At 65.8% G+C, this 18,156-nt stretch carries 16 protein-coding genes and 3 pseudogenes; 7 read left to right on the top strand and 12 right to left on the bottom strand.

What is annotated here, in order from left to right:
- Positions 1–97 precede the first annotated feature (97 nt).
- Positions 98–1,372 (top strand): putative DNA modification/repair radical SAM protein, encoded by a 1,275-nt coding sequence (locus AADJ04_RS13640; RefSeq protein ID WP_341239944.1) that lies wholly within the window; start codon positions 98–100, stop codon positions 1,370–1,372.
- A gap of 15 nt (positions 1,373–1,387) precedes the next feature.
- Positions 1,388–2,248: a TIGR03915 family putative DNA repair protein gene (locus AADJ04_RS13635; protein ID WP_341239943.1), complete on the top strand. Its 861-nt coding sequence runs from the start codon at positions 1,388–1,390 to the stop codon at positions 2,246–2,248.
- A gap of 91 nt (positions 2,249–2,339) precedes the next feature.
- Here the strand turns inward: AADJ04_RS13635 and AADJ04_RS13630 are convergent, their stop codons facing one another.
- The 3 genes from AADJ04_RS13630 to AADJ04_RS13620 all read right to left on the bottom strand — a co-directional run bounded on the left by AADJ04_RS13630 (position 2,340) and on the right by AADJ04_RS13620 (position 4,541).
- Positions 2,340–2,810, bottom strand: coding sequence for a peptidylprolyl isomerase (locus tag AADJ04_RS13630; RefSeq protein WP_044397661.1), 471 nt, complete (start codon positions 2,808–2,810; stop codon positions 2,340–2,342).
- A 146-nt stretch (positions 2,811–2,956) separates the two neighbouring features.
- Positions 2,957–4,060 (bottom strand): pirin family protein, encoded by a 1,104-nt coding sequence (locus AADJ04_RS13625; RefSeq protein WP_341239942.1) that lies wholly within the window; start codon positions 4,058–4,060, stop codon positions 2,957–2,959.
- A gap of 145 nt (positions 4,061–4,205) precedes the next feature.
- Positions 4,206–4,541, bottom strand: a complete 336-nt coding sequence (locus tag AADJ04_RS13620; protein ID WP_341239941.1) for a hypothetical protein — start codon at positions 4,539–4,541, stop codon at positions 4,206–4,208.
- Positions 4,542–5,212: 671 nt separating this feature from the next.
- Between AADJ04_RS13620 and AADJ04_RS13615 the strand changes: the two genes are divergently transcribed.
- Positions 5,213–7,033, top strand: a complete 1,821-nt coding sequence (locus AADJ04_RS13615; RefSeq protein ID WP_341239940.1) for a methyl-accepting chemotaxis protein — start codon at positions 5,213–5,215, stop codon at positions 7,031–7,033.
- Between the two features lie 100 nt (positions 7,034–7,133).
- On the opposite strand, the gene AADJ04_RS13610 is transcribed toward AADJ04_RS13615, so the two are convergent.
- The 4 genes from AADJ04_RS13610 to AADJ04_RS13595 form a co-directional block, all read right to left on the bottom strand.
- Entirely contained in the window at positions 7,134–7,385 is a 252-nt protein-coding gene (locus AADJ04_RS13610; protein WP_044400742.1) for a hypothetical protein, read from the bottom strand.
- A gap of 212 nt (positions 7,386–7,597) precedes the next feature.
- Positions 7,598–8,374 (bottom strand): tRNA-uridine aminocarboxypropyltransferase, encoded by a 777-nt coding sequence (locus tag AADJ04_RS13605; protein WP_341239939.1) that lies wholly within the window; start codon positions 8,372–8,374, stop codon positions 7,598–7,600.
- Positions 8,367–8,972 (bottom strand): class I SAM-dependent methyltransferase, encoded by a 606-nt coding sequence (locus tag AADJ04_RS13600; protein WP_341239938.1) that lies wholly within the window; start codon positions 8,970–8,972, stop codon positions 8,367–8,369. Before AADJ04_RS13600 ends, AADJ04_RS13605 begins: the two co-directional genes overlap by 8 nt.
- A gap of 104 nt (positions 8,973–9,076) precedes the next feature.
- On the bottom strand, positions 9,077–9,457 hold the full coding sequence (locus AADJ04_RS13595) for a VOC family protein (RefSeq protein WP_044400750.1): 381 nt from the start codon (positions 9,455–9,457) through the stop codon (positions 9,077–9,079).
- A 240-nt stretch (positions 9,458–9,697) separates the two neighbouring features.
- Here AADJ04_RS13595 and AADJ04_RS13590 point away from each other — a divergent pair.
- From AADJ04_RS13590 to rarD, 4 genes and pseudogenes are all read left to right on the top strand, one after another.
- Positions 9,698–10,021: pseudogene (locus tag AADJ04_RS13590) on the top strand (alpha/beta hydrolase); the annotation flags it as partial.
- 43 nt (positions 10,022–10,064) lie between these two features.
- Positions 10,065–11,191 (top strand): annotated as a pseudogene (locus AADJ04_RS13585) (M20 family metallopeptidase).
- A 57-nt stretch (positions 11,192–11,248) separates the two neighbouring features.
- Positions 11,249–11,845, top strand: coding sequence for a flavin reductase family protein (locus AADJ04_RS13580; protein WP_341239937.1), 597 nt, complete (start codon positions 11,249–11,251; stop codon positions 11,843–11,845).
- Positions 11,846–11,980: 135 nt separating this feature from the next.
- The gene (rarD, locus tag AADJ04_RS13575) at positions 11,981–12,880 is read left to right on the top strand and encodes an EamA family transporter RarD (RefSeq protein ID WP_341239936.1); all 900 of its coding nucleotides are present in this window, start codon (positions 11,981–11,983) and stop codon (positions 12,878–12,880) included.
- 194 nt (positions 12,881–13,074) lie between these two features.
- On the opposite strand, the gene AADJ04_RS13570 is transcribed toward rarD, so the two are convergent.
- From AADJ04_RS13570 to AADJ04_RS13550, 5 genes and pseudogenes are all read right to left on the bottom strand, one after another.
- Positions 13,075–14,484 carry a DUF2130 domain-containing protein gene (locus AADJ04_RS13570; RefSeq protein ID WP_341239935.1) on the bottom strand — a complete coding sequence of 470 codons (1,410 nt, stop codon included), beginning with the start codon at positions 14,482–14,484 and terminating at the stop codon, positions 13,075–13,077.
- Positions 14,485–14,631: 147 nt separating this feature from the next.
- Positions 14,632–15,696 carry a DNA/RNA helicase domain-containing protein gene (locus AADJ04_RS13565; RefSeq protein WP_341239934.1) on the bottom strand — a complete coding sequence of 355 codons (1,065 nt, stop codon included), beginning with the start codon at positions 15,694–15,696 and terminating at the stop codon, positions 14,632–14,634.
- Between the two features lie 76 nt (positions 15,697–15,772).
- Positions 15,773–15,964 (bottom strand): annotated as a pseudogene (locus AADJ04_RS13560) (nuclease-related domain-containing protein); the annotation flags it as partial.
- Positions 15,965–16,227: 263 nt separating this feature from the next.
- A complete protein-coding gene (locus AADJ04_RS13555; protein ID WP_341239933.1) occupies positions 16,228–16,989 on the bottom strand; it encodes a 3-oxoacyl-ACP reductase in 762 nt (253 codons plus the stop codon).
- 63 nt (positions 16,990–17,052) lie between these two features.
- On the bottom strand, positions 17,053–18,156 hold a 1,104-nt coding region (locus AADJ04_RS13550; RefSeq protein ID WP_341239932.1), incomplete at its 5' end, for a 3'-5' exonuclease.

The raw sequence follows: 18,156 nt of genomic DNA, 5'->3' as shown, positions 1-18,156 counted from the left end.
AGAACACCGGGGAGAGCCAATCGGATACCATTGCTGGATGAAATCACAGTATCAATGGGGCTGCTGGAGCTAAATAGATACCCCTTAAATTCATACAGTGAACCTGCAATCCAAACTCGCCATCCTGGCCGATGCGGCCAAGTACGACGCTTCGTGTGCATCGAGCGGCGCTGCGCCGCGCAACTCGGTGGGCGGGCGCGGCATGGGCTCGACCGAGGGCATGGGCATCTGCCACAGCTACGCGCCGGACGGGCGGTGCATCTCGCTGCTCAAGATCCTGCTCACCAACTTCTGCCAGTACGACTGCCTGTACTGCGTGAACCGTGTGACCAGCAACGTGCCCCGGGCGCGCTTCACAGTCGGTGAGGTGGTGCAGCTCACGCTGGACTTTTACCGCCGCAATTGCATCGAGGGGCTGTTCCTCTCCAGCGGCATCATCCAGAGCCCCGACTACACCATGGAGCAGGTGGTGGAGGTGGCCCGCGTGCTGCGCGAGGCGCACGACTTTCGCGGCTACATCCACCTCAAGACCATTCCCGACGCATCGCCCGAGCTGATGCAGCGCGCGGGCCGCTATGCGGACCGCCTGTCCATCAACATCGAGCTGCCCACGGCCGAGAGCCTCACTGCCCTGGCGCCCGAGAAAAACAGCGCCGCCATCGACCGATCCATGGCCCGCATGGCGGTGCACATTGGCGAATCGCGCGCGGCGCGCAAGGAGCAAGCCGCGCAGGCCATCGTGTCGATGCCGCAATCGCGCACCACGCGCCGGGCCAGCGCGCCGCTGTTTGCGCCCGGCGGGCAAAGCACGCAGATGATCGTGGGGGCCGATGCGACGGACGACCGCACCATCCTCGCCACCAGCGCACGGCTGTACGGCACGCACCGGCTGCGGCGGGTGTACTACTCGGCCTTCAGCCCCATCCCCGACGCCGCGCGCGCCCTGCCGCTGGCCGCGCCGCCCACGGTGCGCGAGCACCGGCTGTACCAGGCCGACTGGCTGATGCGCTTTTACGGCTTCACCCACGATGAGATCGTTCCCCCCTCTCAGGTGGGCATGCTGGCGCTGGACATGGACCCCAAGCTGGCCTGGGCGCTGGCGCACCGCGAGCGTTTTCCGGTGAACCTGAACACCGCCCCGCGCGAGCTGCTGCTGCGCGTGCCAGGCTTTGGTGTGCAGACGGTAGACCGTCTGCTGGCCGCCCGCCGCGTGCGACGCCTGCGGCATGCCGACCTGGCGCGGCTGCATGTGCCGCTCAAAAAGGTGCTGCCGTTTGTGGAGGCGGCCGACTACCGCCCCGGCCGGGCTTTGGAGGCTGCTGATTTGGCTGCGCACCTGGCGCCGCCGCCGGTGCAACGCAGCCTGTTTTGAGCCGGAGCGGAACACATGCAGCGCAACACCATCACGCTGGAGCACCCCACCGACTGGCAAGGCTTTCGCACCGCCGCACGCGCCCTGGTGCAAGCCCACGTGCCCCCGCAAGCCGTGGACTGGCGCTGCCAGGCCGATGCCGCTGAAGATCTGTTTGCTCCAGAGGCCGCCAGGCACAACGCCCTGCCACCGCCAGCCCCCGATGCGCCCCCGCTGCGCGTCCCCCCCGACTTTGTGCGCCTGTGCGAGCAGCTCATCCTGCACCGCGACCCCGCCCGCTTTGCGCTGATGTACCGCCTGCTCTGGCGCATGGCGCAAGGCGGCGATATGGCAAGAGCAGCGCGGCACGACCCGCTGGACGCAGACCGCATGCAGGCCCACCACATGGTCCGCGCCGTGCGGCGCGACATGCACAAGATGCACGCCTTTGTGCGCTTTCGGCCCGTGGTGGAACCCGATGGGCAGACCCTGCACATGGCCTGGTTCGAGCCCGACCACTACATCACCGAAGCCAATGCGGGCTTCTTCATCCGCCGCTTCACGCAGATGCGCTGGGCCATCCTCACGCCCGACGCCAGCGTGCGCTGGGACGGTCAGCATCTGCACACCGGCCCCGGCGCGCAGCGCAGCGACGCGCCGCTGCCCGATGCGGGCGAGGCCCTGTGGCTCACCTACTACCGCCACATCTTCAACCCCGCGCGGCTCAAGCTCACGATGATGAAAAAAGAGATGCCCACGCGCTACTGGCACAACCTGCCCGAGGCCGCGCTCATCACCGAGCTGGCGCAGACCGCGCACGAACGCAGCGCCAAGATGGTGGAGGCCGAGGCCACCGTGCCGCGCAGGCGCATTGCGGGCAAGGAAACACGGGCGTAAAAAAACCACCCGGCTGGTGCCCAACAAAGGGGCAGAGCGGGGTGGCGATGCGCTGGGTTCGCGTCAGCGACTCAGCCAGAAAACCCTGGCCTCAATGCTGGTGCCCGTGCGCGCCATGCACATGGCGGTGGGCAATTTCTTCCGCCGTGGCTGCCCGCACGGCGGTGACCTTGCAGCTGAATTTCAGCGCCTGGCCCGCCAGGGGGTGGTTGCCGTCCAGATGCACTTCGGGGCCCTTGATCTTGACCACGTTGAACACGGCAGGCTGTCCGTCGTTGCCCACGCCTTGCAGCTGGCCGCCCACCTTCACGCCGGGCGGAAACTCGCTCTTGGGAATGGTGCGCACCAGGCTTTCGTCACGCGCGCCAAAGGCGTCTTCCACCGCCAGGTCCAGCGTGGTGGCAAAGCCCACGGCCTGGCCTTCCAGCGCGGCTTCCACCTTGGGGAAGATGTTTTCATAGCCACCGTGCAGGTAGGCCAGGTTGCCCGAGTCCAGGGGCTTGCCCTGGGGCGTGGTCACCTTGTAGGTCAGGGTGACGGCGGAGTCTTTGGTGATGTTCATGCGCCCGATTTTCCTCCAAGGGATGTCCTGTATCACCTTCGCGAGTCGGTGATAGTGCGGATCGGGATGGGCCGCAAGGCGCTTTTTGCAGCCAATAGCCCGGCTATTGGCAAGAAAAGCAACACAGCGGACCGCCCGAGACCGCGCTATCGCGGATCGCAGGGAGTGATGCAGGCCATCCCAGGCGCCGCCACTGGGCTGGGCACCTCGTCCTGCGTCTGCCCCGGGTAACGCGCAAAGCGCCGCGCCTCAGGCCCGTGCACCGGGTCGCTCTCTGCCCAGGGCCAGCCGCCGAACTGGGTGCGGCGGTAGTCCTGCATGGCCTGCATGATTTCCTGCTGCGTGTTCATCACAAAGGGGCCGTACTGCGCCACGGGCTCGCCAATCGGGCGGCCTTGCAGCAGCAGGCATTCCACGGCCGTGGTGCCGGTGTTGACCAGTTCCCAGTCTTGCGAGGCAACCACTTCCAGCGCCGCGTGGTCGCGGATGGCCTGCGGGCCCACCGCAAGGCCGTCGCCCACAAAGTAGTACAGCATGCGGCGCGTGCCCTGGCCGGTGGCGGCGGGCAGCGTCCAGCGGGCACCGGGCTCCAGGTGCAGCGTCCAGATGGCCACGTCGGCTTCCGGCTGGGACGCCCAGGACTCGGGCGGCGGGCTCAGCGGTGCGTCGGCACCGGGCAGCGCACCGGCCACCACGGTCACGGTGGTCAGGCGGCCGTCGGCATCGCGGTGCTGCAGGCGCGGAATGCGCTCGTTCCAGAGCATGGTGAAGTGCGGCTCCACCATCTTGTTCCGGGCGGGCAGGTTCAGCCAGATCTGGAAGAGTTCGAGCGGGTTGGGCTCGGTGGCGTTGAGCAGCGGGAACATTTCCGAATGCTGGATGCCCTTGCCCGCCGTGACCCACTGCACATCGCCCCCGCCAAAGCGGGCGGCTGCGCCCAGCGAATCGGCATGGTCGATGAGCCCCTTGCGCACCAGCGTCACCGTTTCAAAGCCGCGGTGCGGGTGGCCCGGAAAGCCGGGCACGGTCTCGCCGTGGTACATGCTCCAGCCGTCCTTGCGGCTGAAGTCGCTGCCGATCTGGCGGCCTTCCAGCGGCACGGCGGGCGCAAAGGCGCCATTGCCTGCGGGGTAGGCGTCGTCGTGGTGGGCGCAGAAAAGGAAGGGGTCCATCGTGGGCCACAGCGGGCCCAGGGGCTGGGCTTGCAGCACGGGCAGCGGGGCGGTGGCAGCGGTGGAGGGCGATGTCATGCAGGGCTCCTGGTGGAATGCGCCACCCCCAACGGGCGGCCGATACCGTGAATATGGGGCCAACCGGGCCAGCGCAACAGTGCGGCGGCTGGAACAGTGCGGTGCATGCAGTGTGACAGTCGCGCCGGGCAGCCGCACCGGGCGGTCAGCGCACACCCTGCTGCGTGGCCAGTTCGCGCAGCGGCGCATCGTTGTAAATCCACAGCCCCCACCGGCCCTGCACCGTGGCCAGCTCGGCTTCGGTGCCGGGCTTTATCCAGGCCAGGCGGCTCTGCGTTCGGGGCAACTCGATGGGCGGGATGTGGGCGGCTTCCGCGCCCATGGGCTTGGCCCAGCCGCTGGACAGGGCAAAGCGGTGGGCGCGCCACGCGTCACCACGGCCCAGCAGGGCGGAGTGGACCAGCAAGGGCTCGATGACAAAGGCCACCGACGCCATCCACAGCACGGCCGCCAATGCCAGGGCGGTTTTGAACAAAGGCACGCTCGGCTGCTGCGTTGCGGAAAGGTTGGAGGCCGGGCTGGGCTCTGGGCGAGAGGCCTTTTGGCGCGCCCACGCCAGCCTGGCCGCCTGCCAGCAGCCAACGCACCCGGGGGCTGATCAGTGGAACATCGTGGGACTGAAGGTGGCGCCATTCCAACAGCTCCTCACCCGGCGGAACGGACGGCGGCGAGGCCGGATGAGACGGGGTAGGCGCGTGGGCAGAGGTCAACATGGGGTGGCAAGAGACAGGCGATGGCGGTGGCCCGCAAAGGGGCGCCCGAGAACGCCACCCGAGGCGTTTATGCCATCTTTTGGGCCTCTAACGCCCAACTGATATGCGCCAGTAGCTATTAAACATGTAGCAAATTGTTCACCCTTTGGGAAATGCCCCCTGAACGGCCTGCATCACACAAGGCCACCCATGCCCAAAGCCCGGCGTGGGCACCCGCCAGCGGCGGTGAGCGGTTAGCGCCTCTGCAGGCCGGCTGCAAGCATCTCCTCAGTGCTTGAGCGATTTGCCCAGCGATGCCCCCCGGCCGTGCAAATAACGCACAGGCGGCGCACAATCCGAAGTGGTTACTTGCGCAGCCCAGGTGCGCCACCATGGCCCACCCTGAAGCACGGCATGCACGGGGCACAGCGCCCTTCCTTCCCGCAAACCGGACTTCCCGATGAACTTCCACCACCTCTCCCTCACCCGCAAGCTGACGATTTCCTTCTCCATTCTGGTGGCGATCATCATCGGGGTGTCCACCCTGTCGGTGGTCAGCCTGAGCGAATCCCAGCGCGATTTCGACAGCTTCGTCAGCGATGAATTCAGCCGCGGCGGGCTGGCCCGTGACGTGCGCGCAGCCACCAGCGCCCGGGCTATTGCCGCACGCAACCTCATCATCCTGAACAGCCCCGAGGACATCCAGGCCGAAACCACGGCGGTCAAAGCCGCCCACGACCGGGTGCAAGAGCGCCTGGGCATGCTCAAGAAAGCCGTCGCCAGCACGCCAGGGGTGTCTTCAGAAGAACGCGCGCTGCTCGACAAAATCGACCAGCTCGAAGCCAGGTACGGCCCGGTTGCGCTCGACATCGTGGCCAAGGCCCTGGCCGGGCAAAAGGATGAAGCCATTGCGCGGATGAACGCGGAGTGCCAGCCGCTGCTCAAACAGCTCATCAGCGCCACGACCGAGTATTCGCGCCTGATCGCCACATCGGGCGCGCAAAAGATTGAGAAATCGGCCGAGCGCTTCAGCGCCAAGCGCCTGATCCTGATCCTGTGCTCGCTGGGCGCAGTGGCGGCGGCCATCGTGCTGGCCACGCTCATCCACCGCAGCCTGATGCGTTCGCTGGGCGCCGACCCGATTGCCTTGCGCGCAGCCGCGCGGCGGGTGGCTTCTGGCAACCTGGGCCCTGTCCCCGGTGCCGCCACAGCACCGGCCAACAGCGTGCTGGCGTCGCTGGGCGACCTGCAGACGGCGCTGGCAGACATCGTGAGCCGCGTGCGCGCGTCGGCCACGTCGATCGAGGCGGGTTCGCTGGAAATCGCATCGGGCAACACCGACCTTTCGCACCGCACCGAGCAGCAGGCCAGCAACCTGCAGCAAAGCGCCTCGTCCATGGAAGAGATGACCGCCACGGTCAAGCAAAACGCCGACACGGCGCAGCAGGCCAGCCAGCTCGCGGCCGAAGCGCGCGCGGCGGCAGAGCATGGTGGCACGGTGGTCAGCCAGGTGGTGACCACCATGAACGAGATCACCACCAGCTCGCGCAAGAGCAGCGACATCATCAGCGTGATCGACGGCATTGCCTTCCAGACCAACATCCTGGCGCTGAACGCCGCCGTGGAAGCCGCCCGCGCGGGCGAGCAAGGGCGCGGCTTTGCTGTGGTGGCGGGCGAAGTCCGCACCCTGGCGCAGCGCAGCGCCCAGGCAGCCAAGGAGATCAAGGGGCTGATCGAGGCCAGCGTGAAAACCGTGGAAACAGGCTCCAGCCTCGTGAACACCGCAGGCAGCGCGATGACCGAGATCGTCGATGAAGTCACGCGGGTGGCCGATTTGATCAGCCAGATCAGCGCCGCCACACGCGAACAAAGCAGCGGCATCAGCCACATTGGCAGCGCGGTGGCCCAGCTGGACCAGTCCACCCAACAGAACGCGGCGCTGGTCGAACAGATGGCCGCTGCCGCCAGCAGCCTGAACCAGCAGGCCCACGGCCTGGTCGAGGCGGTGGCGGTGTTCCAGATGGACGAGCAGCACAGCCGGGCGATACAGGCGCCTGCGGCGCAGCACCGGCCAGCCCCTAAGTCGGCAGCAGCACCGGCACGGCCTGCACCGGTGGCGCCACCGGTGCGCAAGGCCCTGGCCCGCACGGGTGCGGCCACGCCGCCCACCCCAGCAGCGCGCGCCATTGCGGCGCCCACCAGCACATCGGCCCCCAAGGCCAAGGCTGCGCGCGCCCCGGCGGCTGCGCCTCAAAGCGATAGCGATTGGGAGTCGTTCTGACGAAGCGCGCCTGAGCCAGGGCGCAGCCTGCACGCGCCGCAGCGTGCGCCTTGCCCCGCCACGCCGGGCGGGGCTGGGCAAGGCCTAAAGCCCCGCGAATTCAGCGCCCTACGACCGACCAGCCCGCCTTCTGGTTGTTCTTGTCGTTTTCGTATTCCCACGCCGTGCCGCAGCGATCACACACATAGCGGGTGAAGGTGACGGAGCCGCCCGGGCGGTCTTCCTTGCGGTTGCCGCGCTGCACCAGTTCGGGGTGGCCCGGCGCCTTGCGCCAGTTGCGCTGGATGCCCTGGCAGGGCTCGCACAGCGACATGGGTTGGAGTTCACGTTGGCGGGCCAGGTCTTTGGTCATTTGAAGTATCTTGAAAGAAATCGGTGTCTGGCGCTTACTGGGCAAGCGCAACCAGCTATCAAAATTGAAGCAAGTGGCACCACAAAAGCACTGGCGCACAAGCGCGCGGCGGGGGGCGTGATTGTGCCTGAAGGCTGCCGAACCCTGCCCCCGGGGTGGAGCCCGGCAGTTGCGACACTGTGACGCACGACAAAAGCACCGCAGGCATGGGCTCAAGCGCGGGTGGTGCGCCCCAAAGCTTGCGCAAGCCGCTGGTGCGCTTCGCCCTGCCAGTGCGGCGGCAGCTGGTGCTTGGCCTGCAGGTAGTGGTGGGTGAACACGTCCAGGTAGGTCTGCAGTACCTGCGCGGCCTGCGGCTCGCCGGCCAGGTCCATGCACAGGCCCGCCACTTCGGCGGTGCAGAAATGGTCGTCCCGGCGCGAGCGGCGCAGCTGGTAGCGCGAGATCTGCTCGGGCTGCAGGCTCAGCACCGGAAAGCGGTCGAGGTACGGGCTTTTGCGGAACATCTTGCGCGCCTCGGGCCAGGTGGCATCGAGCAGGATGAACAGCGGGCGCTTGCCCGCAGATGCACCAGCCGCAGCCACCTCGGTCACCACCCGCTCGGGCGCCACGAATTCGCCGGGGAACACGACGTAAGGCTGCCACTGCGGGTCAGCCAGCAGTTCGAGCAGAGCCGGATCCACTTCGGTGCGGGCCCAGCCAAAGGCAAAGGTATCGGGCACCACGTCGGCAATCAGCCAGCCGGTGTTGCTGGGCTTGAGGGGTTCGATATCGGCCATCAGCAGGCACACGCCCGCGCGGGTGGGCACCACGGGGTGCAGGCTGCACACGCAGTGGCTGGGCACCAGACGGCAGCCGGGGCAACGCTCGCCGCGCGGGCCGCCACGGGCGAGGAAGGGCTTGGCGCTGCGGGCCAGCCGCGCGGTGCGCAGGCGGGCCACGGCGTGGGGGGCCCGGGGTGCCTGGAGCGGGGCTGCGTTTTCAGCCACCCACGTGCTCCAGCGCAAACATGGGCACCTCGACCTGGCGGCTGAGCCACACGCCACCGCCCAGCTCCACAAAGCCTTCGCGCAGGCCGCGCCGGTACAGCTCTGCGCGGTGGCGGAAGACGCGGTTGTCTGTCAAATCCTCGTCAATGATGTCCTGCTCGTAGTCTTCGCGCGAGACGGCCTCGACATACAGCGCGCCTTTGGAGAGGCGGCCCAGGTTGTGCAGCGCGGCTTTCAAATCGGCCGGGTTCAGGTAGGGCAGCACACCCTGGCAGATCACCCAGTCGAACGGCTCGCTGGCGGCGTAATCGACCACCGAACCCTGCTGCCAGCCAAAGCGCTCGCACAGGTAGGGGCTGAACTCCACGCCCTGGTAGCTGGCGCCAGGAAAGTGCCGCTCGACGATGCCCTTCCACAGGCCAATGCCGCAGCCCACGTCCAGCACGCGCCGCACCGGCACGCGCAGGTACTTGAGGTAGCTGCACACAAACATGCCCAGGCGCTCCATGTGCTCGGGGTCTACCACGCTGGTTTTCTTGTCAAAGTAAAAGCGCTGGTAGTAGGCCTCGTCGAACAGGTGGGCACTGGCGGATTGCATGCAGGGGGTCTTCCTCAAAGAAGGGGTTTTGAATGAAAAGAGCTTCCAGCGCCCGTGGGTTGAGCGCTGGAAGCTCTTAAAAATATAGCAAACGAGGCGTTGGCTCAAGCCGCAGGGCGGTGCAGCACGCACAGCTTGTTGCCATCGGGGTCGCGCAGGTAGGCCAGGTACAGCTTGCCGCCGGGGCCTTCGCGCCAGCCGGGGGGGTCTTCGCAGGTTACGCCGCCGTTGGCCACGCCCGCTGCGTGGCAGGCATCGGCCTGCTCGGGCGACTGGGCCAGAAAGCCGATGGTGCTGCCGTTGCCATGGGTGGCGGGCTCACCGTTGATGGGGGTGGTGATGCCGAAGGTGCCGGTGGGGCTGCGGTAGAAGTAGCGGTTCTTGTTGGCAACGCCTGCAGGCACGCCCAGGGCGCCGAGCACAGCGTCGTAAAACTTCTTCGAAACATCCAGGTTGTTCACACCCAGGATCACATGGCTAAACATAGGGCTTGTCTCCGTTGGAACCCCGTGAGGGGCAGCTTGTGGACTGGGCGATGGTACCGGCTGCACAGAAAAGCTGACCAGGGCAGTCGGTGAACGTATGGTGGTAAAGCCTAGGTAATATGTATGCATAGCGAATCGGCGGCATGCCGGGTTCGCTGCCCGGTTTTCCCCTCCAGTGGCTGACGTTAAGGAATCTGAAATGAACAGAATTTTTCGCAAGACCGTGCTCTGGCCAATGCCGACAGCCTGGCACGCCTGTTTGCCACGCCCCTGACCATCCTGGCGGGCGACCAGGACACCGAAACCAACGACCCGCACCTGCCATCTGAGCCTGCCGCCCTGCGCCAGGGCCCCCACCGCTACGCACGCGCGCTGCACTACTTCGCCACAGCCCAGGCCGAGGCCGCGCGCCGGGGCCTGCCCTTCCGCTGGCAGCTGCACACGGTGGAAGGCATCGGGCACGACGGCGAAGCCATGTCGGCCGTGTGCGCGCACCTGTGGTTTCACCAGCGCATGCCCAGCGCCGCGCAACTGGCTGCACTGGCTGGCCGCCGCACCGCCTGACCCTGCGCACCACCGCCCCTTCATCCTCCTTGAGCCTGCACCCATGACCTCACCCACCACCCAATCCCTTGTGAACGGCATCACCGCCTGGATGCAATGCGAATCCCCCACGAGCAGCCCCGAAGGCGTGGCGCGCATGGTGGCCGAGATGCAGCGCTACGCGCTGGACGCAGGCCTGCAGGCCACCGTCACGCCGCTGGGCCCCCAGGTGGGGCCGCTGCTGCACATCAGCAACCGTGCGGCGGGCGAAACCCGGCCCGGCCTGCTCATCCTGGGCCATTCCGACACCGTGCACCCCATCGGCACGCTGCAACAAAACCCCTGCCGCACCGAGGGCGACCGCCTGTACGGCCCCGGCGGCTATGACATGAAGGCGGGCATCTACCTGGCCCTGACGGCGCTGCGCGACCTGGCCGCCGCAGGCGCCACCGCGCTGCCGGTGGACTTTCTGGTGGTGCCTGACGAAGAAACCGGCAGCCACGCATCGCGCCCGCACATCGAAGCCTTTGCCCGCAACGCGCGCTACGGCCTGGTGTGCGAGCCTGCCCGCGCCAACGGCGGCAAGTGCGTCACCGCGCGCAAGGGCACCGGCATGCTGCGCCTTGGCGTGAAGGGCCGCGCCGCCCACGCCGGTGTGCAGCATGAAAAAGGCCGCAGCGCCATCCGCGAAATGGCCCACCAGATCCTGGCGCTGGAGGCCATGACCGACTACGCACGCGGCGTGACGGTGAGCGTGGGCACCATCGAAGGCGGCACCGCCACCAACACCGTGCCCGACCGCTGCCGCTGCGTGGTGGACTTCCGCCTGCCCGACCTGCGCGCCGCCGATGAGCTGGTGGACAAGATGCAGGCCCTGCGCCCCGTGGGGCCCGACATGGAGCTGGAAATTGACGTAGAGGTGAACCGCCCGCCCATGGTCAAAGACCAGGCCGTGGAAGCCCTGCTGGCCCGCGCGCAAGCATCGGCCCGCCACGCCGGCTTTACCCTGGAAGACGCACCCATGACTGGCGGCGGCAGCGATGCCAACTTCACCTCCGCCATGGGCGTGCCCACACGGACGGCCTGGGCGCCGATGGCGACAGCGCGCACACGCTGCATGAACACATCCTGGTGTCCACGCTGGAGGCGCGGCTCAACTTCTGGCGCCATTTGCTCGCGCACCTGGCCTGAGAACCTGCTCTGGGCGTAAGCTTGCCGATTCACCCCGGCCATCTTCCTGAAGCAACCATGCACGCACCCGTCCACTTCACCCCTGTGCCGCTCGACAAGGCCTACCGGCTGCTCAACCACGGGCCCACCGTGCTGGTGTCGGCCGCGCACGCTGGCCAGCCCAATGTGATGGCCGCCGCCTGGGCCTGCGCGCTGGACTTCAGCCCGCCCAAGGTGACCGTGGTGCTCGACAAAGCCACCCGCACGCGCGAGCTGGTCGAGGCCCGCGGCCACTTCGCCCTGCAACTGCCCACCGTGCCCCAGGCCGCACTCACCGAAGCCCTGGGCACTGAAAGCGCCCACACCCACCCCGACAAGCTGCAACGCCACCATGTGGAGTTGTTCGATGCGCCCGGCCTGAGCGACGTGCCCGCAGAACACCGCCCACCGCTGGTGCCCGGCTGCGCCGCCTGGCTGGTGTGCCGCGTCATCCCCGAGCCGCACAACCAGCAGACCTACGACCTTTTCATTGGCGAAGTGGTGGGCGCCTGGGCGGACGACCGCGTGTTCCGCAACGGGCACTGGGAATTCGACACCGCCCCAGACCACCTGCGCACCCTGCACTACGTGGCGGGCGGGCAGTTCTATGCCACGGGCCAGTCCATCAAGGTATAAAACTTAGAACCAAATTGGCACCTGGCGCTTATTGAACAAGCGCCACCAGCTATCTTTTCAATAGCACACAAACACCCCATCCACCCACCGCTGCAGCCCGTGCTGCGCAGCCCCTCACCCCACACCACCTCACCCATGTCCAGCGGCATTCTGTACGGCCTGTCGGCCTATGTTCTGTGGGGGATGTTCCCCCTGTTCTTCAAGCAACTGCAGGCCGCCAGCGCGATAGAGGTGGTGCTGCACCGCATGGTGTGGTCGCTGGTGTTCGTGCTCATCGTGCTGGCCGTGCTGCGCCGCTGGAACTGGCTGGGCGACGTGCGCCGCAGCCCCGCCCTGCTGGGCAAGTTTGCCGTGTCGGCCCTGCTGCTGGCGGGCAACTGGCTCAGTTACGTCTGGGCGGTGAACAACGGCCATGTGCTCGACGCCAGCCTGGGCTACTTCATCCTGCCTCTCATCAACGTGGCGCTGGGCTTCATCTTCTTGCACGAGCGGCCCCGCAAGGCCCAGTGGGCGGCCTTTGCCCTGGCTGCCACCGGCGTGCTGTGGATGGCGGTGCAATCGGGCCATGTGCCCTGGCTGGCGCTGCTGATCGCGATGACGTTTGGCTTCTACGGCCTGATGCGCAAGACCGCCACGCTGGGCGCGCTGGAAGGCATGTCGCTAGAAACCATGCTCCTCGCCCCCCTGGCCGTGGTGGCGCTGCTGTGGGCTGGCCCCAGCGGCCCCGGCAGCCAGTGGCCCGCGCACGACGCGCACACCTGGCTGTTCTTCCTGCTCAGCGGCCCCGTCACCGCCATCCCGCTGCTGCTGTTCGCCGCAGGCGCCCGGCGCGTGCCGCTGTCCACCATGGGGTTTTTGCAATACATCACGCCCTCCATCCTGGCGCTGATGGGCGTGTTCCTCTACGGCGAACCCTTCGCTGGCCCCCGCGCCGTGGGCTTTGTGTTCATCTGGGTGGCGCTGGCGCTGTACACCGCCGAAGGGCTGTGGGCGGGGCGGCGGGCGGCTGCGGCCAGGGCAGCGGCGGCAGCGTAAAGCCACGGGCAACGGTTACGCAGCGGCCTGCTGGCGCTGTCATGTGGCGGGCAGCGCCCAGCCCACGGAGGGTTGATAGCCAAATAACCCTCTAGCGCTTATTCAACAAGCGCCAACAGCTATCAAAACAGAAGCACGACCAGCCACCGGGCAGGCGGTCAACACCCCACCACCTGCCCCCATGCGGGCCAGCATCACTCGCCGTCCGAGATCTGCGCCTGCTTCAGCTCCGCAAACTTGGCCGCCATCGTCGGGTTGCCGCGGGTCAGCTTCTTGATCGTGAGGTCTTCGGCCTTGTCATTGGCCAGGCGCAGGTTGTTGGCCGACTTGTGCAGCGCCTCCTTGGTCTTCTCCAGGTCCTTGATCGCCTCGTCAATGCGTTTGACGGCCTCCTCAAACCCATCGGACGCTAAACGCCAGTTGCGGCCAAATGCGCCCTTGAACTCCTCCAGCTGCGATTCAAACTTGGTGATGTCCAGGTTCTGCGCCTTCACCAGCGCCAGCTCTGACTTGTATTGCAGCGACTTCATCGCCGCGTTTCGCAGCAGCGTGATGATGGGGATGAAGAACTGCGGCCGCACCACATACATCTTGGGGTAGCGGTAGAACACATCCACGATGCCGGTGTTGTACAGCTCGCTCTCGGGCTCCAGCAGCGACACCAGCACCGCGTACTCGCAGCCCTTTTCATTGCGGTCCTTGTCCAGCTCTTTCAGGAAGTCTTCGTTGCGCTTCTTGGTGGCCGTCTCGTCGCTCTCGTTCTTCATCTCGAACATGATCGAGACGATCTCGTTGCCCGCCTCGTCCACGTCGCGAAAAATGAAGTCACCCTTGCTGCCGCTGCGCGCGTCGTTGTCCTTCTCGAAATACGCACGCGGAAACGCCGTGGCGCGAATGCGGTTGAACTCCGTCTCGCAGTGCTGCTCCAGCGTCTCGCCCACCATCTTGGTCGAGAGGCGCGCCTTCATGTCCCTGAGGCGCGCAATCTCGCCATCACGGTCGCGCAATTGCAGCGCGTACTGCTCCTTGATGGCGGCCTCCTCCAGCTGCTTTTTCACCACCACCAGGTTCAGGTCGTTCTTCAGTTCATCGCGCTCGCGGGCCACCACCGTCACTGCCTCGGTCACGGCCAGCCTGCGCGCCACCTCGGCCGCCTCCAGTTGTGATTTGAGCTGCTGGATTTCGGCGTCCTTCTTGGCGGCCACGCCCTGCAGCTCTTGCGCCAGCCGCGCTTGCGCCAACTGCTCCGCCGCCTGCTGCGCCTGCCGCGCACGCTCCAGCTCATTCGCCAACGCATCGCGCTGCTTTTCCACCGCGCTCAGCGCCTGCGCCACCGCCAGGTCACGCTCCACACCGCCCGCATCCAGCTGCGCCTTCAGGGCTTGAATCTCGGCATCTTTGGCCGCTGCCGCCTTCTGCAACTCGTTGGCCACCTGGGCCTGCGCCAGCGCCACCGCATTGCGCTTGTCCTGCTCGGCCAGTTCCAGCCGCTCATGCAACTGCGCATGGAAATCCGCGTCGCGCACCTGCTTGAGGATGTCGGCGTAGCCGGATTCGTCCACCTTGAAGGCTTTGTGGCAGTGGGGGCAGATGATGTCGTGCATGGCGTATATCGTTAGTGTCGTGTTGGTTGTCGGAGATGTTGGCGTGCGGGGAAGCCCTTGAGATTTCCGCTATTACGAGACAGCACAAACGCCAGGGCGAGCCGGAGAGCAGTGCCAAATTAGTGGCATTGATATCGGCTTGACTTGCTATTTCCAATTGATCTGAATTGTTCGATTGATACGACGTTGTAGACAGTCAAAGGGGCGCCTAAGCGACCAATTCAGGTATCCCACAGGAAAGCAAATAGTCAAATGTTGAGTCGTAATAAGCACAGGGCCGGGTAGGGTCGGCATTGCTACCTTCCGCGCTGCATCCTTTTTGGGCACCTTATCCCGCGCTGCTTGGTCTCTCGCAAGGGCTTCCCGAAGTACGTCGACCAACGGCCCGTTACCAGACAGAAAAACTGCGTGCTCATCCGCATGGCCGAGTACTCGAGTGGTAGCTATGTTGAGACCCGCAAGAGTTTTCCCTGCGCCTGGAACGCCTGTTACGAAACAAATGACTTTGCGATTGCTTTCTTTTGCGTTTTCAATAAGTTCATTGATCCGGTCAGTGGTACATCCCAGATTTTCTGCATCAGCGCCTGAGCGCGCGATTTCGCTCACATCGTGGTTACGGTACAGCGCTTGCGCTGCTTCTACGATAGTAGGAGTAGGCTGGTAACCCGAATGCGACCACTGCGAGTGGTCTAGCGGGAACGTGGATGTTTGCGCAAGCGCCGCAGTAATGACGTCAAATAGATTAGATGGAGTCGCGCAGACAGGCTTGGCTACTCGATCCGCAGCCCAGCAATAGCCTGGTGGCGTTTGGCGTGCAGCATTCGTCGCAACCAAAATTGGCAAGATTGTTGCGTTGTGGCTGCCCTTGTGAAAGTTCTTCAAATCTAACGCGTAGTCGTGTACCTGTTCGAGTGCAGCCTGATCAAAGGTGGCTGACCCCACCTTGAATTCAATAACGAAAACAACACCAGCAATCAAAACGACCACGTCGGCCCGCTTGCCCATACGGGGAATTGCAAATTCAAAGTAGATCCGGCCCGCAGCGACGCCGATAAGCGACGCTTTTAAGATCGATATTTGTTGTTGCCAAGCGTGGCGCTGCTGGTTTTCAAGCGCAAAGTGATGCTGAGCGGTGAGTTCGCCGAGCACCTCGTTTTCACTGGCTTGGCAGAAGGCGGCGAGGTCGGATTCGTAGTACGCGCTTTGCAGCATTTGACGTTATGTTGATTTGGGCTGATCTCTTTGAGATGTTGAAAACGATGGCGTCTTGCACGGTTTCCAGGCGTCAGTCCTTCTTCCCCAGTAAGCCCCTGCGGGCGTGCAGCACGAGGAAGTCGGAGTGGGTTTGTTTGGGGCCGATGGGCACGTTGTGCCACAACAGGTAGTCGGCATCGAGCTTTTGCTCTAGCCGCTCGGCCAGGCGACGCTCGCCCGAGGAATCAAATAAGGACGAACCTATCGCCGGTATCAATGTCGCCATGCTGCTGGCGCCTCCCTTGAACTTGTGTGTAATTGTTAACACACTGTAGTTGCAGAGGGCGAAACGTGCAACCTGAAAAGCGCAAGCAGGCCGCACGGAGCGTGGCGGCGCAGAGGGCAATTCTTTATGAGCTGAATTGGCCTCTAGCGCTTATTCAGAAAGCGCAAGCAGCTACCAAAAACATAGCAATCAATGTAAACCAGCGCGCATTCAAATGTCACACGCGGCGCAGCGGCTGCGCCACGGTGGGGCGGTGAAACCGGTCAGCCCTTGACCAGCCCGCAGTCCACGATGAGGTTTTGCCCCGTCACCGCCCGCGCCCAGGGGGAGAGGAAGAACAGCACGGCGTCGGCAAACTCTTGCGGGGTGGTGACGCGGCGCAGGGGGGTCATGCTGGCGATGAGGTCGAACACGGCTTCGGGGGTGGCGCTGCTGGCGTCGGTGGTGCGCAGCAGGCCGCCGGACACCATGTTCACCGTGATGCCGTGCTGGCCCAGGTCGTTGGCCGCTGTGCGGGTGAACGAGAGCAGCGCGGCCTTGGCGGCGGTGTAGTCGTGGTAGGGCACCACGGGGTTCTGGAACAGGTTGGTGCCCACGTTGACGATGCGGCCAAAGCCTTGTTCGCGCATGGCGGGCAGGGCGGCCTGGGTGGTGTTGAGTGCGCCTTTGACGGCGCCTTCGAGCTGCTGGGCAAAGCGCTGCCAGGTGATGTCGCCAATCTGCGGGCGGGCGTCGCCCTCAAAGCGGAACTGGGCCAGGGCGTTGTTGACCACGGCGCTGATGGGCTGGCCGGTGCGTTCGCGCGCCTGGGCAAACAGGCGTTGCACGGCGGCGGCATCGGTCACGTCGGCCTGCAGGGCCAGGGCGCGGGGGCCCAGTTCTTCGGCCAGGGCCTGGGCAGCAGCGTCGCTGTGCAGGTAGTTGATGACGACCCCAGCGCCTTCGCGCGCCAGCGCGCGGGTGATGGACTGGCCCAGCCCCCGGGCGCCGCCGGTGACCAGAACCCATTGTTCAGACAGTTGCATGGTGATCCTTGGGGAAGGTGGTGTGCGAATGTGGCAAAGCTGCGGACGGGCGCCACTGTGCCATCAGGCCGGAGCCTTGGCGGCCTGTGTGGATTCTGCATAGCCCAGTTGCGCCACAAACCCGCTGGGCCGCTGGCGGTGGGCCAGCAGGGTGAGCTGCTGGCGGGCGCGGGTCATGCCCACATACAAGGTGTTCTTTTCTTGCGCAACGGGAGCCTGCGGGTCGGGGAAGGCGCCTTGCTCCAGGTAGGGGATGAGCACATGCTCAAACTCCAGCCCCTTCACATGGCCGATGTGGGCCAGCACCAGGCTGGCGGTGCTGCGCAGTTCGCGCTGGCGCTGCTCGGCGGCGTTGAGGTGCAGGAAGTAGTCGCGCGCGCTGCCAAAGGCCTGGGCGGCGTGGCTCAGGCCCGCCAGGTTGGCCAGGGCATCGGCCCGGCGCTGGCGCGAGACGAACACCTCGCGCACCACGGCTTCGATCTGCAGGGCTTCGAACAGGCGGGCCAGGGTGTCAGGGCCGTGCGCTTCTTTCGCCACCTTCAGGGCGCGCTGCAGGCGCCGCTGCATGGCGGGCTCTACGTTGGGCAGGATCTGGTTGGTGAAGAAGCTCTCTAAGAACAGCGGGTTGTCGGTCACGCTGCGGATGGCGTCGGCCAGCAGGTCGTGCTGCGATTCGTGCTCGCGCCCCTTCACCACGATGCGCGCGCCGCAGAAGAAGACCAGGGCGCGCATGAGCTTTTCTCGCGTGCGCGGCTCGGTCACGCTGTCGAAGTTGTCGGTGGCCACGGCCAGCAGGCCGCGCACCAGCAGCACTTCGGGGCGCAGCAGGTAGCTTTCAAAGCCGCTCACGGTGTAGGGCACGCCATCGGCCAGCAGGCGGTTTTCGATGGCGATGGACTGACCGGGGTGGCGCAACAGCACGGCAAGGCCCGCCATCTTGCCGCGCGTGGCGGTGCGCCAGTGCTGCACCTGGTGGGCGATCAGGTCCACGCATTCGGCCTCGTCGTCGTAGCCCAGCAGTTGCACGGCGGTGTCGTGCGCGGCCAGCGAGCCGTAGGGCTTGTCGGCCAGGCGCCCGGCCTTGGTGGCCAGCTTGCGGCCAAAGCGGTGGCTGGGCGTGAGGGGCAGGCGCGCCACCGGGCGGCCGGTGTGCACAGTGATGGCATC

This window comes from uncultured Acidovorax sp. (assembly GCF_964021665.1).
In the GTDB taxonomy this organism is placed as follows: domain Bacteria; phylum Pseudomonadota; class Gammaproteobacteria; order Burkholderiales; family Burkholderiaceae_C; genus Acidovorax; species Acidovorax temperans.
Note: the sequence above shows the minus strand (reverse complement) of the source record. Positions and strands in the feature narration are given on the sequence as shown.

Coding starts and splice junctions, on each gene's coding strand:
- AADJ04_RS13610 (WP_044400742.1), bottom strand. CDS start 7,385: ATGACCAAAGACCTGGCCCGCCAACGTGAACTCCAACCCATGTCGCTG.
- AADJ04_RS13635 (WP_341239943.1), top strand. CDS start 1,388: ATGCAGCGCAACACCATCACGCTGGAGCACCCCACCGACTGGCAAGGC.
- AADJ04_RS13580 (WP_341239937.1), top strand. CDS start 11,249: ATGCACGCACCCGTCCACTTCACCCCTGTGCCGCTCGACAAGGCCTAC.
- AADJ04_RS13630 (WP_044397661.1), bottom strand. CDS start 2,810: ATGAACATCACCAAAGACTCCGCCGTCACCCTGACCTACAAGGTGACC.
- rarD (WP_341239936.1), top strand. CDS start 11,981: ATGTCCAGCGGCATTCTGTACGGCCTGTCGGCCTATGTTCTGTGGGGG.
- AADJ04_RS13615 (WP_341239940.1), top strand. CDS start 5,213: ATGAACTTCCACCACCTCTCCCTCACCCGCAAGCTGACGATTTCCTTC.
- AADJ04_RS13570 (WP_341239935.1), bottom strand. CDS start 14,484: ATGCACGACATCATCTGCCCCCACTGCCACAAAGCCTTCAAGGTGGAC.
- AADJ04_RS13555 (WP_341239933.1), bottom strand. CDS start 16,989: ATGCAACTGTCTGAACAATGGGTTCTGGTCACCGGCGGCGCCCGGGGG.
- AADJ04_RS13625 (WP_341239942.1), bottom strand. CDS start 4,060: ATGACATCGCCCTCCACCGCTGCCACCGCCCCGCTGCCCGTGCTGCAA.
- AADJ04_RS13565 (WP_341239934.1), bottom strand. CDS start 15,696: ATGCTGCAAAGCGCGTACTACGAATCCGACCTCGCCGCCTTCTGCCAA.
- AADJ04_RS13600 (WP_341239938.1), bottom strand. CDS start 8,972: ATGCAATCCGCCAGTGCCCACCTGTTCGACGAGGCCTACTACCAGCGC.
- AADJ04_RS13595 (WP_044400750.1), bottom strand. CDS start 9,457: ATGTTTAGCCATGTGATCCTGGGTGTGAACAACCTGGATGTTTCGAAG.